A 13,877-nucleotide genomic window follows, 5' to 3' on the forward strand; every position below is an offset into this window, starting at 1 on the left:
GGTCATTGAGGTCCCACCAGGACGAAGAAGAGCTTGCCCTGGGTGGAGGCTCCGGCCAGGCGCGCTGACTGTTCAGCGGTGGCCGCCACCACGATCAGGCCGTCGGTCTCCGTGGTACCGAGCCACTGTCCGCCTTGTCCGCCTTTGTGGGAGGTCCACAACACGGGGACGGCTGATGCCAGTACCTGGGAGGGGGCCTGCTGGTCGAACCCGTTGGCCGAGGTGAGCACCACGTTGACCAGCTGTCCGGGGGAGACCAGCTGGATGGACGAGGCGTCAGCCATGCGCAGCGGAACCGCCGCAGAACCGGGCGGTGCACCCGCCAGGAGCCCCGGACCCACCAGCTGGGCGTCGGTGAGGAGCTGGCCCTTGCGCATGGGTGCGGCCAGTTGCTTGCCCGTGGCAGCGCCATGGTTTCTGAGGAAGCCGTCGGCCAGCATGCCAGGGGGCACTTCGACGCGGACCACGTCCGCTTCAGCCAAGGCGGCCCCGGCAGGGAGATCCCGGGCCGCGGCCAGGGCCTGGGCCGTAGCGGGCGGGGCGGGCGTGAGTTGGTGGACGGCCACGGCGGCGGCCGCGCACAACAGCAGGGCAGCGGCGAGCCGGCGGTTGCGGCTCAGCCAGCCGGCAACGCGGGCGTGCAGGGGGCGGCTGCTGTGGTTGCGGCCGGTGCCTGGACGGCGCCGGCGTTGAAGTAGGGGCATGCCCCCACGCTAAATTCGGACCGCCCCACAGCGGAGCCGGAAAATGCCCTATGTGGACAAAAGCGGCCGGACGCTGGAACGCGCCGGCCGCCGTCGTGAAGACTGGCCTGTTTCAGCCCGCGGCGGGCGCCGAAGCGGCAGGTGCTGCAGCAGGGGCAGCCGGTGCGGCAGCGGGTGTGGCCGGGGCGGGGGAGACGGAGCTGCCCTTGGAGTCGCGGGAGTCCGTGCGGTAGAAGCCCGAGCCCTTGAAGACGACGCCGACGCTGTTGAACTTCTTGCGCAGCGTGCCCTGGCATTCAGGGCAGGATGTCAGGCTGCTGTCCGAGAACGACTGGACGATGTCGAAGGCGTGGCCGCAATCCTTGCAGGCGTAAGCATATGTGGGCACTGGTGCTCCTCCTCATGGGCAAACGAGAGGTCCCGCGCTGCCACCTGGTAAACCATTAGCAGTCACAGGGCCTGAGTGCTAATTCTATCACTGCGCCCGGGGTGCCCCGGAGTCAGGCGCCACCCGCGAGCGGCAGGTATCCGGACGGCGCAAGGACCGCCGGAACCGGCCGGTCGAATTCCTCCGCGGGAATCCGGCCCGCGGGCAGCAATTCATCGTCGTAGATAACAGCGGCCAACGGAATTTCCTTCCCGGCGGCAGCAAGGTGTCGCAGGAATTTGTCGTAATAGCCGCCCCCTTGGCCGATCCTGTTGCCGGCGCGGTCCACCGCCGTGGCGGGAATGAACAGCACGGCAGCGTCGCCGGCTGTTTCGGGACCATACCGGCGCCCCGCCGGCTCCAGGATGGGGGCGTACTTACTGGGCTCGAAGCCGGTGTCCGGAGTCCAGAACACCCAGCTCAACTCCCTGCCGGGTTCGCACACCGGAAGCAGGACCTGGTGCCCACTGTGGTGGAGGGCATGGATAAGCGGGAGGGTAGGAGGTTCCTTTCCCACGCCCAGGTAGACGCAGGCTATCCCGGGACGGCCTTCGGTTACCGATTCCGCCCAGGCGGCGCCATGGGTTGCCAGGGCCACGCCCGCAGCGTCCAGCTGGTCCGGTGCCAGGACCGCCCGCCGGGCCCGGTGTGTACTCCGGATATGGTCCTTGGCGGCGATTGCCTCTGGCAGCATGTTGTCCTTTCCGGGGCGCTCCTGCGCTACACCTTGGACACCGGAGCAGTCCTTCCGCCGCGGTGGTTACTGAATACTTGACGCTGACGTTAGATTAGTCCGGTGAGCACCAGTAAACCCAGAGTCCGCAAAGCCGTCATTCCCGCAGCGGGCCTGGGCACCAGGTTCCTTCCTGCCACCAAGGCCATGCCCAAGGAAATGTTGCCCGTCGTGGACAAGCCTGCCATCCAGTACGTGGTGGAGGAAGCCGTCCATGTGGGCCTCAACGACGTGCTGATGATTACCGGCCGTAACAAGCGGGCCCTCGAGGACCACTTCGACCGGGTGCCGTCCCTCGAATCAACCCTTGAAGACAAGGGCGACACCGAGAAGCTAGCCTCCATCCAGGCGGCCAGCCAGCTCGGTGACATCCACTATGTCCGGCAGGGCGACCCCCATGGCCTGGGGCATGCCGTGCTGCGGGCCAAGCAGCACGTAGGCAATGAAGCCTTCGCGGTCCTGCTGGGCGACGACCTCATCGATGCCCGCGACGAACTGCTCAGCATCATGATCGACGTGCAGGCGAAAACCGGCGGGTCCGTCGTCGCCCTCATTGAAGTGGATCCGTCCCAGATCAGCGCCTACGGCTGCGCTGACGTGGAGGCGATCGACGGCGAGGAGTACGTCCGCGTCAACCGGCTGGTCGAGAAGCCCTCGCCTGAGGAAGCCCCGTCAAACCTGGCCCTGATCGGGCGTTACGTCCTGCACCCCGCAGTCTTCGAGGTCCTCGAGCACACCGCACCTGGCCGTGGCGGCGAAATCCAGCTGACCGATGCCCTGCAGGAACTCGCCTCCGGTGACGGCGAAGGACACGGCGTGTACGGCGTCGTGTTCCGCGGCCGCCGGTACGACACCGGGGACAAGCTCAGCTACCTCAAGGCCTGCGTGCAGCTGGCCATCGACAGTGATGACCTGGGCCCGGGCCTGCGGGAATGGCTGCCGGGCTTCACCGCCGGCCTCTCCCGGTAGCGCCGTGCGCACTGGTCCCATCTGGCCAGCCACCCTTGAGTGCGGCGACCTGGTCCTGCGGCCCATCAGGTACCGCGACAAGAACGAATGGACGGAAGTCCGCTCGCGGAACAGCGAGTGGCTGGCGCCGTGGGAGGCCTCCAACCCGGATCCGGCCGGCGGGCTTCCCAGCTACCGGCACATGGTCCGCTCGCTCAATAGGCAGGCCGCGCAGGCCACCGCACTGCCTTTCCTCATTACCGAATGGCGGCCAGGCCTGCGGAACCCCGCCATTGTGGGCCAGCTGACGGTGTCCTCCATAGTCTGGGGCTCTGCCATGATGGCCACCCTGGGCTACTGGGTGGACCAATCCCGTGCCGGCCACGGGATCGCCCCCACCTCCGTGGCACTGGTGACGGACCACTGCTTCCGGACGCTTGGCCTGCACCGGATGGAAATCAACATCAGGCCCCAAAACGGACCCAGCCTGCGGGTAGTGGAAAAGCTGGGGTTCCGCGACGAAGGGTACCGCCCCCGCTACCTGCACATTAACGGCCAATGGGCGGACCACCGGTCATTCGCGTTGACATCGGAAGAGGTGCCGGAAGGCCTGCTGGGCCCGTGGCTGGCGGCTCGCCGGTCATAAATCCATCGGTTTGCCAGAGGGGACACGACACACCGCACCTAATGCGGCCTGAGCAGGCATGATGCTCATACGGTTTTGAGTGTGGACTTCCCCCTTAGCAGCTCAGTGATCCTTGTGGTTGCCGTCGCGCTCTGGATTGTATGGGTTGCCCCCTACGTCCTCCGGAACCGCAGGCGCCAGTTCCGGCCCGCCGGCGACTTCCTGGCAGACGCCCCCGCCGATGAGGGGCCGGATGCACATGCCGGCCAGGTCCTGAACATCGCCGCCCAGCAGGAGAACGCCATGGAACCCAGGAAGAGTGCGGCACCCACCGCCGGCACTGCAAACACCCCACCGGCGGCGCCGTTCCGCATCCGGTACAGCCGAACCGCCTTGGCCCTCGTGGGACTTCTCTCCCTGGTGACCGCGTTCATCTCCGGCGTCCTGGTTCCTTTCGGTATCGGATCCGCTGCCCTTCCGCTTACCTGCACTCTGGTGACCGTCGCGTCGGTGGCATTGCTGCGCTGGCTCGCCCTCCGCGACCGCAAAGCGAAGGTAGACGCCGCCTTCCGCTCGGCCATGAGCGCTCCGGCGCGCCGCCCGGAATATGCCGCCGCCACGCCGTCAGCACCTGACGCCGCCCCGGCGCGCCCGGACAACCCTCTTTTCGATGCCGAAGCAACCGAACCAAAGGCGAAGCCGCTGACGGTCATGGAGCTCCGTGAAGCAGCGCTCGCCGTCGCTGCAGCCGCCGGTGACACCAGCGCAGCCGCAGCCGCCCCGGTCGTCCCCGCCGGAACCCCCTGGGAACCGGTGGAGGTCCCCAAGCCCGTTTATGTGGAAGCTCCCAAGGCTGAGCGCCCCGAGCCGCAGCCATTGGAACTTCCCGAAGCGCCGAAAGCTGCCGGCAAGCCTTCCCTGAAGCAGGGCGCGTCGGCGCCGGCGGCAGGTTCGGCTGCTGCCGCCGAGGCGCAGCAGCTGTCCAAGGCACAAAGCGCACTCAGCAACCTCGACGACGTCCTGCAGCGCCGCCGCGCGTAAGGGGCACCCGCCCAGGCCGCAGGGGGCGCCCGGAAGCCCCCGCGCGCCAATTGGCGTTAGGCCGGGAAAATTTGTAGCCTAAGGGCACCGGTTCCGCGCCGGCGGGCACCAGCCCGGCAGACCGCGGGATATCCGGGGCTATAGCTCAGTTGGTAGAGCGCTTCGTTCGCATCGAAGAGGTCAGGAGTTCGAATCTCCTTAGCTCCACAGAAGTTGGTCGGCGAATCGCTGGCGAATGCCCAATCCATTCCACGGGGGCAGGCCTAGAGTTGGGCCCATGGGAATCATCATCGGCCTTCTGGTCATCTGGCTCATCCTGTCCATCGTCGGCTTCGTGGTGAAGGGCCTCCTCTGGCTCGCCATCATCGGCCTGGTCCTCTTCGTCGCCACCGGCGTCTGGGGCTGGCTGAAGCGTAAAACCAACGCCTGACACCATCCGCGCCGGCCTGCCCAACCTTATGTTGGGCAGGCCGGCGCTGTTTTCCCAGCTGCCAAAGGACCCTGTCCTGCCGGGATCCGCGGATCCATGCTGTCTGCATGAGCCTCACAGAGCCGGCCGCCGGTCCCACCCCGCTGGTCCCGCCGGTCCGCCGGAACAATGCCGCCAACCGCGTACTGCATCCGGACCGGCCCTGGATTCGGACCGTCCGGATCCTCGCCGGGCTTTACATGCTCGCGGCGCTCGTCCAGAAGACCGTGGACGCCACCCTTCCCGGCAACGATGTGGACATTCCCCAGCTGTACTCAGAGTTCACTGTCCAGGCAAACCTTGCCCTGGCGCTTGTCTGGATTGTTTCGGGGAGCCGCCGGCGGAACCTGTTGCCGCGCTGGTGGGACCATCTCTTCGGCGCCCTGGTCCCTGGTCATGACGGGATTGATCTATGTGGTGCTGGTGGCTCCGCCGGGGGAGCCGTGGTGGAGCTGGGATCTGTACTGGCCACAGATGGTCCACCACCGCCTCGCCCCGCTGCTGGTGGCCCTCGACTGGCTCCTGGTGACGCGGACGGTGCAGGGTACCTGGGGACGCCCCTTGGCTTGGCTGGTCTACCCGGGGGCCTTCCTGGCGTTTTCCTGGGGCCGCGGCGCCCTGGATGGATGGTACGTCTACGACTTCCTGGATCCCACGCTCGACGGCGGCTGGGCGAGGGTCTTTGTTGCCACCGCCCAGGTGCTGGTTGCGTTCCTGGTTGTCTCGGTGCTTGTCCACGCAGCGGGAAACGCCCGGTCAGCGCTGGCGGCCGGCAAGGGCGGCCGGGTGCGAGACCCCTAGAGCCAGCCCTTCTTCTTGAAGATTCCATACATCAGGGCCCCGGCAGCAACCATGAGAATCAAGGCGTAGGGATAACCGAGGGCCCAGTGGAGCTCGGGCATGCTGTCGAAGTTCATTCCGTAGATGCCGGCCACGAACGACGGCGCGAACAGGATGGCTGCCCAGGACGAGATCTTCTTGACCTGCTCGTTCTGCTCGGCGCTGGCCTCATTCTGCCGGTTGGCTGTCAGGGTGCCATCCAGGGTCAGGGCGTTCTGCAGCAAATCCCGGAACGAGTCAGCCCGGGAAATGACCCGTTCCACGTGGTCCTCCACGTCGCGCAGGTTGTGGCGCAGTTCGGTTTCCACCTGGTACTTCTCGAAACCCCGCTTCAGCTGGTCCAGCATTTCGGGCAGCGGGTGGATGGCGCGCTGGAACTGGATCACTTCACGGGCCAGTTCATAGATACGCCGCGAGACTGAAGAATCGCCGCTGAAGAGCTGATCCTCGATTTCGTCGATGTCGTTCTCCAGGCCGGCCACCACAGGCGCATAATCATCCACCACGCGGTCCAACAGGGCGTACAGAACCGCCTCGGGTCCGTGCTGGAGGAGGTCCGGGCGTGCTTCCAGCCGCTGCCTGACCCGGGCGACGCCGGCCGTTTCCGCGTGCCGTACCGTCACCACAAAGTTCTTCCCGGTAAAGACGTGGAGTTCACCGAACTCCACGGTCTCATCCACGTCCAGGTACCGGGCCGGCCGCAGGACGGTGAACAGGTTGTCGTCATAACGCTCCAGCTTGGGCCGCTGGTGGGCCGAGACGGCGTCCTCCACGGCCAGGGCATGGAGCCCGAATTCGTTGGCTACTGCCGCCATTTCCTGTTCGGTGGGGCGGTAGAGCCCAATCCATGCCATGCCGCCGTGCCGGGCCAGCGTCTCGAAGGTCTGCTCAAGGCTGTCCGGCTCGGCGTGGCGGACGCCGTTGACGTAGACGGCGTTATCGATGATGGTCATTCAGGAAATCTTATCCGGGTCGGCAGTACCGCTAAGGCCACTGATGAGCGGCTCGGTGCGGTAGGGGATATGCGTGTGCAGGGCCAGGACGGTCTCTGTCCGGATAACCCCCTTGATCCTCAGGACCTTCCGAAGGGACGACTGGAGGTTGTGGGTGTCGGTGGCCACCACGCGGCACCACACGTCGCCGCGGCCGGAAATCTCGTGGACTTCGAGGACCTGCGGGATGAGCCGCAGGGCCGCCACCACGCCGTCGAGTTCGCGGTGGGAGACCTCAATGGTCACAAACGCCACCACGTCGTAGCCCACTGCCTCAAGGTCGACTTCACGGCCGCCAGGGCTCAGGACGCCTGTGCGGAGCAGGCGGCGCACCCTTGACTGGGCCGTGTTGCGGGCGATGCCCAGGGAGTCGCTGAGCTCTCCGATCTGGATCCGGGGATCCCTGATGAGGGCCAGGAGAATCTTCAGGTCCAGTGGGTCCAAGGTGTTCAAGATCGTCACTTTCCATCACGCGAGCATCCGCAAATTGATGATTTTGCGCAATTACCCGCCGGATAAATGTTGGATCGCGCAGCCGTGCCGCACTCTTGAATCATCATAGTTATATCCGCGCCGGGCTCCCACAAGGACCACCCGCCGCGGCAACCCTAAGGCGGCACGATGACGGTCTTCAGCGAACTGCGCATGCGCCCGGCAATGGCCACGCCCCGCGGGTGGAATGCTTCCACCACCGCGCGGCTGGTAATTTCCGGGGCGGTGATCTTCATGCTGCTGGTGGGTGCCAACCTGGCCACGCCGCTCTACCCGCTGCTGCAGGCAAACCTGGGACTGTCCAGCCTGGAAGTGACCGCGGCCTTTGCCAGCTACGTCCTGGCGCTGGTGGGGACGCTGCTCCTGGCGGGCCACTGGTCCGACCATATCGGCAGGCGCGCAGCGCTCCTGGTCGCGGTGCTGACCGGGCTGGCGGGTGGCGGAATCTTTGCCGAAGCCCATTCGCTCGCCGGCCTCTGCGCCGGACGGGCCCTGCAGGGCATCGCTGTTGCGCTTGCCACCGGAGCCAGTGCAGCCGCCCTGCGTGAGCTGCTTCCCTCCCGGCCGGAATGGGCATCGCGCTTCACCCTGCTGGCATCCTCAGGCGGAGTGGCGGCCGGCCCGGTCATCGGCGGCCTCCTGTCCCTACTTCCCGGTGCCACGACAGCCCCGTATGCCGTCCATTCCCTGCTGCTCGCCGGCCTCCTGCTCCCGCTGTACCTGATCCGTGCCCGCCCGGCCATCATGGTGCCCGCCGCGTCCCGGCCCCTGCATGCCCTTGCCCCGCGGCGGCCTTCCGTGTCACGCCAGGCGCGGGGCCCCTTCTGGCTCGCATCCGGCGTCGGCTTCCTCAGCTTTGCCGTGTTTGGCTTCTCCCTGTCACTCGCTCCGGGCTACTTCGCCCAGGTGCTGGGCACGGACTCCCGGCCGCTGATCGGCGTCCTTGCGGGACTGCCGCTGGGCGCATCGGCATTGAGCCAGCTGGTGACTGTGCGCGGGCGCCTGACCGTGCCGGCCGGCTTGGCGGTCCTGGGCGTCTCCGTCCTGCTGCTGGGGGCCGCAGGGGCATGGCACAGCCCCGTAATGCTGGTCAGCGCGGCCATCGCCGCCGGGGTTGGCCAGGGGCTGGCGTTCAGGACCGTCTTCAACGATGTGGCAGCCAGGGTGGAACCAGCCCGGCACGCGCAAATCATCAGCACCGTCTACGTCATCACGTATCTGGGAAGCGCGGTGCCGGTCCTGGGCCTGGGCTGGGCCGGCGCGGCTTTCGGCATGGCGGCGGCTGTGCAGGGCTTCGTCCTGGTGTGCGGCGCAGCGGCGCTCCTGCTGGCAGCCGCGACCATGGTGCAGGCGGCACGGCGGCAGTCCGCCGCCTAATCAGTTCCCCGGACGCCAAGCCCCTGGCCGGGGACTGGAAGCGGCCTTGGAAGCGGCCCTGGACGCCCGCCCTGTCCTAGTCCGGAAGCGGGCCGTGATTGCCTTGGATGTGTTCGAAGACGAGGGTGGTTTCGGTGTGGCCCACCACGGGGTCGGTGGCCAGGTTGTCCAGCACCCAGTCCCGCAGGTCCTCGGTGCTTCCGACGGCGATGTGCAGCAGATAGTCCACCGAACCCGAGGTGTGGAACGTGGAGAGCACGGCAGGCAGGTGCGGCACGCGCGCGGTGAAACGGTCGATCTGGTCCCTGTCGTGGGCGCGGAGCCGGACGGCCACCAGTGCCTGCACGGACCTCCCGATGGCTGACAGGCTCAGCTTCGCTTCATAGCCCTGGACAATGCCGCGCTCCGACAGGGCACGGGTCCGCATGAGGGCTGTGGATGGCGCGATGCCCACCATTTCGGCAAGCTGTTTGTTGGAGATCCGCGCATCCGCCACCAAGGCCGCCAGCAGGCGCTCGTCGATGGCGTCCAGCGGCTCCACATGCCCTCCGGGGCGGGCGTTCCTTGCGTTCGTGCTCACTGCGGTTCCTTCCAAATGGTCTTGGTTCATCCTAGACCGCAGAATCATTGCGGCACGGTCAGTAGGCGCCCGTTTTGCCGAACATCCACACGCTGGAGGCCGCGGAGGAAGCCGGTTAATTCGCCACGGAGACGATTCAGGGGGCGTGCTCTCTTGTGGGATGGACGACGGCGACAGTTGCGGCGGTCAGGCATGCCAAGACCATGACGGCTCCCGCAAGTGCGTTCCAGCCCCAGGCCTGGAAGACCAGGCCGCCGGCCCAGCCCAGCAGGCTGGAACCCAGGTAGTAGGCGAGGTTGTACAGGGACGCGGCCTGTGCCCGGCCCTGCCTGGCGATGGCACCCGTCCAGCCGGAACCGATGCTGTGGGCGGCGAAGAAGCCGCCTGTGAAGACCACCAGCCCGGCGAGAATCAGGACCAAGGACGGGGTGAGGGTCAGGGCCAGGCCGGCGAGGGCCAAAGCAAGTCCTGCCAGGAGCACGTTCCGGCGGCCGTACCGCGTGGTCATCCCCGCGGCCCAGCGGGAGGAGAAGGTGCCGGACAGGTAGGCCAGGAAGATCAGGCTGATCACCGTTGCCGGAAGGCCGAAGGGCTCGCCGGACAGCCGGAAGCCCAAGTAGTTGTACACGGCCACGAACCCGCCCATCATCAGGAACGCCTGGGCGTACAGGGCCAGCAGCCTGACATTGCGCAGGTGGGCGCCAAGCGTCCGGACCGCGCTGCGGAGGCCGGCGGCCGGGGCAGGGATGAAGCCCCGTGCGCGGGGAACAAGGGCAAGGAAGGCGACGGCGGCAGCGGTCGCCAGCAGTGACACGGCCAGCGCTGCCGACCGCCATCCCCAGAGCTCGCCCACCGGGCCCGCCACCAGCCGCCCGGACAGTCCCCCCAGGGTGGTGCCGGCAACGTAGCTTCCCGCGGCGATGGCGGCGTGGGCTTTGCTGACCTCCTCATTCAAGTAGGCAATGGCGACGGCGGGTATGCCGCCCAGGGCCATTCCTTCCAGCAGGCGCAGGACCAGGAGCATGGTGAAGCTGGTGGACATCGGGACCAGCAGCCCCAGGAGGGTTGCCGCGGTGATGCCCCACATCATGGCCTTCACCCGGCCAATCCGGTCCGCCAGGAAGGACCAGGGGATCACCGTGGCGGCAAGGCCCATGGTGGCGAGGGAGATCGTGAGTGCTGCCTCGGCTGCAGAGATGCGCAGGTCTGCCGCCAGGAGGGGGAGGACCGCCTGGGTGGAGTAGAGCTGGGCGAAGGTGGCCACGCCCGCGCAGGACAGCCCGGCCAGGATGCGTCCATAGGCCCTGGATCCCTTGGCATGGCCGGTCCAGAGGTGCGGCGCGTCCGTTCCGGCGCTTGCGTGCTGAGGCATCGTGTCAGCGTAGTGCGGCCCTGATGAATGCTTCCAATGCATGCCTCATGCGAAACTGATAGCAAAAATGGATCCTTGGCACAGGGAGGCCACCATGGAACCGGACCGTAAACAGCTGGCCCAGCTGCTGCCCCTGCTGCCGGTGCTTGCCGAGCTGGGCCGGACGGAGCACGTCACGGAAACGGCGGAACTGCTCGGAGTACCCCAGTCGACGGTGAGCCGGGCGTTGGCGAGGGCCAGCACCGCCGTCGGTACCGAACTCCTGGTCCGGGACGGCCGGGGAGTGCGCCTGACTCCCGCCGCCCGCACCCTGTTGCCCTACATCGAACAGGCGCTCGCGGAGTTCCAGGCCGGCCTGGACCTGGTGCGCAGTGAGTCCGAGGTGGTCCGGGGCACCGTGGCCGTGTCCTTCCAGCACACTTTCGGTGAGGCCACGCTCCCTTTGCTGATCAGTGCCTTCCGTGCCCGGCATCCGGGAACCGGCTTCCGGCTCAGCCAGGGCGCCCGGAATTCCTGCCTCGAGGAGCTGTCTGCGGGGGAAGCGGACCTGGCCCTCACGGCACCGGTGGCCCCGCCCGGCAAGAACCTCGACTCGGCGCCGCTGTACCGCGAACCGCTGCGCCTTGTGGTGCATCATTCCCATCCGCTCGCGCGGCAGCGGCTGGCCCGGGTGGCTGACATCCGGACGGAGCCCGTGGTGGTCCTGGGGCCTGGCTACGGGCTGCGTTCCCTGACCGACGCGCTGTTCCGCGAAGCCGGGTACCGCCCGCGGATAGCCTTCGAAAGCCAGGATTCGCACACCGTCCGTGGCCTGGTCTCTGCGGGCCTGGGCGTCAGCATCCTTCCCCCCGGTGGCGACGCTCCCGGCCGGACTCCGCGTCCTGAGACCGGAGACCTTGGGTGGGTGGAGGTCCCGCTGGATTCAGAACTCGCCTTCCGGGAAGTCGGGGTCAGCTGGCGGCGCCGGAAACCGGAAAGCGAGCCGGTTCCTGCCAGGCTGTTCCGTGAGCTGGTGGTGGGGCAAGGTCCGCGACTCCTCGCCGGGCTGGTCACCGGGGCCGGGCGCTGACTACAGGACAACGTCCGACGGGGGGGCTGCCGCGCTTCCGGTGCGGCGTCAACCATCGCGCGGCAAGTACCCTTGTGACGTGGCAAACACCCAGAACCCTTCAGTCGCCCCTCCCGCCCACGCAGCAGGCCCAGGCCATCCCCTGCACGGCATCACCATCGGGCTGGACATCGGCGGAACCAAGACGCACGGCATCCGGTTCGAAAACGGCCTCCCCGTGGCTGACGAGTCTGCCGGAAGCTCCAACGTCCAGAACGTCAGCCGTGAGCAGGCGGCACACAACCTGGCGGACCTGTTCGCCAGGATCGGCGGAGGGCACGTGGACCGGGTGTACGCGGGGTCCGGCGGCATCGACACCGACGAGGACGCCGCCGCCCTGGCCGCACTGATCCAGCCCCTGGCTCCCGAAGCACGCATCACCGTTGTCCATGACTCCCGCCTCCTGCTGGCCGCCGGCCGTGCCGCCACGGGAGTGGCGGTCATTGCGGGCACCGGCTCGGCCGCCTGGGGACGCAATGCCGACGGCGGCGAGGCCAGGGCCGGTGGCTGGGGCTACCTGCTGGGGGATGAAGGCAGCGGCTACTGGCTGGGCAGGGAAGCGGTGCGGCACAGCCTGCGCAGGATGAACCAGGGCCTGCCCGTCGACCAGCTCACGGCTGCCCTCCTGGTGTCCTGCGGGCTGGACCACCCCAACAAGCTCATCGCCTTGTTCCACTCCCCGGACACCGGGAGGCGCTTCTGGGCACAGCAGGCCAGGCACGTCGTGGAAGCCGCCGCCTCCGGGCACGGGGACAGCGCAGCACTGCTGGACCAGGCGGGGAAGGACTTGGCTGACCTGGCCGGCCAGGTGCTGGGCCAGCTGAAGATCGCCGGTCCGGTGATCCTGGGTGGCGGCCTTGGCATGAACGTGGCGCCCCTGCAGGAGTCCTTCCGCCGGAACCTTGCCGAAACCGGTGTCACGGACGTCCGGGTGCTGGACCAGGAGCCGGTGTTCGGCGTACTGCAGTTGGTGGCAGAACCCGCTTAGCCCGCGGAACGTTTCCGCGGCGTCAGCCGGACGCCCGGGAGGGGGGGAGCCGGGATGCGGCCGGCTTCCGCCCCCGCGTCCGGGCCGTGGCCCGACACCAGGCCGTAGCGGGCTGCCGCCGCATGAGCATTTGGAAGGCCGGCCTGCGCTTCCCAGTCCTCCCGGGCCTGCTCCACCTCGTCATGGGTGCGGCCCACAAAGTTCCACCACATCAGCAGCTCCTCACCAAACGGTTCTCCGCCGATCAGCAGGAACCTGGTGCCAGGGAGGGCCTCAACCCTGAGTTCGCTGCGGCCCGTGCCCAGGTAGCCCAGCGGCCCCGCCGGCAGGTCCAGCCCGTCCACCGCCAGGCCGCCGTCGAGCACCAGGATGCCGTGCTCAAAGCCGGGGTTCAACGGCAGCAACGCCTCCCCTGCGCAGGAAATGTCCGCGCCAACGATGGGTGAAAACATGGTTGCGGGGGACACTACCCCTGCCAGCTCTCCCACCATGACCGTTGCTGTGAAGCCCGGACCGGAGGCGTGCGGCAGTTCTCGGTGCTGTTCGAATGCCGGTTCCCGGTGGCGGTCACCGTCAGGAAGGGCCACCCACAGCTGCAGGCCCCGTTGCAGCGGCAGCTCCCCGCCGTCGGCAGGAAGCACGGCGAATTCGGAGTGCGAGACGCCGCGGCCCGCTGTCATGATGTTCAGCTCCCCAGGGCGTACCACCACGTCGCTGCCCACGCTGTCCCGGTGGTGGATGTGCCCCGCCAGCGGCCAGGTCACCGTCTGCAGGCCGATGTGGGGATGCGGAAGGACGGACATGGCAGTGCGGTCCGGGCCAAAACTGTCCAGGAAACACCAGGCCCCGATCGTGGGCAGGCCACGCTGCGGCAGCGTCCGCTTGACGTTCATGGCGCGCACCCCGCCCAGCGGCACCTCACGTTCAGGCCACAGCTGCAGGCAGGGGCCGGACGTCCCTCCTGCGGGGGCGGGTGGGCAAACTTCCTGCTGCGGCGAAACTTCCAAGTTGGTCACGCCTCCACTGTAGGCCCGGCCGCGGCGGCCCTGCAGGAGAAGTTGTAGGTCCGGATGCAGGAAAACCCATCCACCCAGGCCGGGGTTCCGAATGGTTACAGTAGGGATTCCTTTGCGCGGATTAGGGCCTCACCTGCTGAAGCCCGCCACGGTTTGGGCTACCGT

16 protein-coding genes and 1 tRNA gene are annotated in these 13,877 nt (G+C 67.7%); 9 read left to right on the forward strand and 8 right to left on the reverse strand.

Annotated features, from left to right (window positions below):
- Window positions 1-2: 2 nt before the first annotated feature.
- The 3 genes from HNO81_RS01650 to HNO81_RS01660 all read right to left on the reverse strand — a co-directional run bounded on the left by HNO81_RS01650 (window position 3) and on the right by HNO81_RS01660 (window position 1,825).
- Window positions 3-704: an RcpC/CpaB family pilus assembly protein gene (locus tag HNO81_RS01650; protein ID WP_175316380.1), complete on the reverse strand. Its 702-nt coding sequence runs from the start codon at window positions 702-704 to the stop codon at window positions 3-5.
- A 112-nt stretch (window positions 705-816) separates the two neighbouring features.
- Window positions 817-1,092: an FmdB family zinc ribbon protein gene (locus HNO81_RS01655; protein ID WP_175316381.1), complete on the reverse strand. Its 276-nt coding sequence runs from the start codon at window positions 1,090-1,092 to the stop codon at window positions 817-819.
- 112 nt (window positions 1,093-1,204) lie between these two features.
- Window positions 1,205-1,825 carry a 5-formyltetrahydrofolate cyclo-ligase gene (locus HNO81_RS01660; RefSeq protein ID WP_175316382.1) on the reverse strand — a complete coding sequence of 207 codons (621 nt, stop codon included), beginning with the start codon at window positions 1,823-1,825 and terminating at the stop codon, window positions 1,205-1,207.
- Window positions 1,826-1,927: 102 nt separating this feature from the next.
- Here HNO81_RS01660 and galU point away from each other — a divergent pair, with 102 nt between their 5' ends.
- From galU to HNO81_RS20065, 6 genes are all read left to right on the forward strand, one after another.
- Window positions 1,928-2,833, forward strand: a complete 906-nt coding sequence (gene galU / locus HNO81_RS01665) for a UTP--glucose-1-phosphate uridylyltransferase GalU (protein ID WP_175316383.1) — start codon at window positions 1,928-1,930, stop codon at window positions 2,831-2,833.
- A gap of 4 nt (window positions 2,834-2,837) precedes the next feature.
- The gene (locus HNO81_RS01670) at window positions 2,838-3,458 is read left to right on the forward strand and encodes a GNAT family N-acetyltransferase (RefSeq protein ID WP_175316384.1); all 621 of its coding nucleotides are present in this window, start codon (window positions 2,838-2,840) and stop codon (window positions 3,456-3,458) included.
- An 81-nt stretch (window positions 3,459-3,539) separates the two neighbouring features.
- Window positions 3,540-4,478, forward strand: coding sequence for a hypothetical protein (locus HNO81_RS01675; RefSeq protein ID WP_371818139.1), 939 nt, complete (start codon window positions 3,540-3,542; stop codon window positions 4,476-4,478).
- 134 nt (window positions 4,479-4,612) lie between these two features.
- Window positions 4,613-4,685 (forward strand) — tRNA-Ala (locus tag HNO81_RS01680).
- 70 nt (window positions 4,686-4,755) lie between these two features.
- Complete coding sequence (locus HNO81_RS01685; protein ID WP_175316385.1) at window positions 4,756-4,908, forward strand: hypothetical protein; 153 nt, start codon at window positions 4,756-4,758, stop codon at window positions 4,906-4,908.
- Between the two features lie 435 nt (window positions 4,909-5,343).
- On the forward strand, window positions 5,344-5,748 hold the full coding sequence (locus tag HNO81_RS20065) for a Pr6Pr family membrane protein (RefSeq protein ID WP_254703246.1): 405 nt from the start codon (window positions 5,344-5,346) through the stop codon (window positions 5,746-5,748).
- On the opposite strand, the gene corA is transcribed toward HNO81_RS20065, so the two are convergent.
- Together corA and HNO81_RS01700 are read right to left on the reverse strand one after the other, a co-directional pair.
- A complete protein-coding gene (gene corA / locus HNO81_RS01695) occupies window positions 5,745-6,740 on the reverse strand; it encodes a magnesium/cobalt transporter CorA (protein ID WP_175316386.1) in 996 nt (331 codons plus the stop codon). The genes HNO81_RS20065 and corA overlap by 4 nt on opposite strands.
- Window positions 6,741-7,232 (reverse strand): Lrp/AsnC family transcriptional regulator, encoded by a 492-nt coding sequence (locus tag HNO81_RS01700; RefSeq protein WP_175316387.1) that lies wholly within the window; start codon window positions 7,230-7,232, stop codon window positions 6,741-6,743.
- Window positions 7,233-7,400: 168 nt separating this feature from the next.
- Here HNO81_RS01700 and HNO81_RS01705 point away from each other — a divergent pair, with 168 nt between their 5' ends.
- A complete protein-coding gene (locus tag HNO81_RS01705; protein ID WP_175316388.1) occupies window positions 7,401-8,648 on the forward strand; it encodes an MFS transporter in 1,248 nt (415 codons plus the stop codon).
- Window positions 8,649-8,724: 76 nt separating this feature from the next.
- On the opposite strand, the gene HNO81_RS01710 is transcribed toward HNO81_RS01705, so the two are convergent.
- Window positions 8,725-9,228 (reverse strand): Lrp/AsnC family transcriptional regulator, encoded by a 504-nt coding sequence (locus HNO81_RS01710; protein WP_175316389.1) that lies wholly within the window; start codon window positions 9,226-9,228, stop codon window positions 8,725-8,727.
- 136 nt (window positions 9,229-9,364) lie between these two features.
- The gene (locus HNO81_RS01715) at window positions 9,365-10,600 is read right to left on the reverse strand and encodes an MFS transporter (protein ID WP_175316390.1); all 1,236 of its coding nucleotides are present in this window, start codon (window positions 10,598-10,600) and stop codon (window positions 9,365-9,367) included.
- A gap of 94 nt (window positions 10,601-10,694) precedes the next feature.
- On the opposite strand from HNO81_RS01715, the gene HNO81_RS01720 reads away from it, so the two are divergent.
- Entirely contained in the window at window positions 10,695-11,669 is a 975-nt protein-coding gene (locus HNO81_RS01720; protein WP_175316391.1) for a LysR family transcriptional regulator, read from the forward strand.
- 79 nt (window positions 11,670-11,748) lie between these two features.
- Window positions 11,749-12,696 (forward strand): BadF/BadG/BcrA/BcrD ATPase family protein, encoded by a 948-nt coding sequence (locus HNO81_RS01725; RefSeq protein ID WP_175316392.1) that lies wholly within the window; start codon window positions 11,749-11,751, stop codon window positions 12,694-12,696.
- On the opposite strand, the gene HNO81_RS01730 is transcribed toward HNO81_RS01725, so the two are convergent.
- Complete coding sequence (locus HNO81_RS01730; RefSeq protein ID WP_175316393.1) at window positions 12,693-13,712, reverse strand: pirin family protein; 1,020 nt, start codon at window positions 13,710-13,712, stop codon at window positions 12,693-12,695. The two genes, HNO81_RS01725 and HNO81_RS01730, sit on opposite strands and share 4 nt — an antisense overlap.
- Window positions 13,713-13,877: the final 165 nt, after the last annotated feature.

The sequence above is a fragment of the Pseudarthrobacter sp. C4D7 genome, assembly GCF_013359725.1.
In the GTDB taxonomy this organism is placed as follows: Bacteria; Actinomycetota; Actinomycetes; order Actinomycetales; family Micrococcaceae; genus Arthrobacter.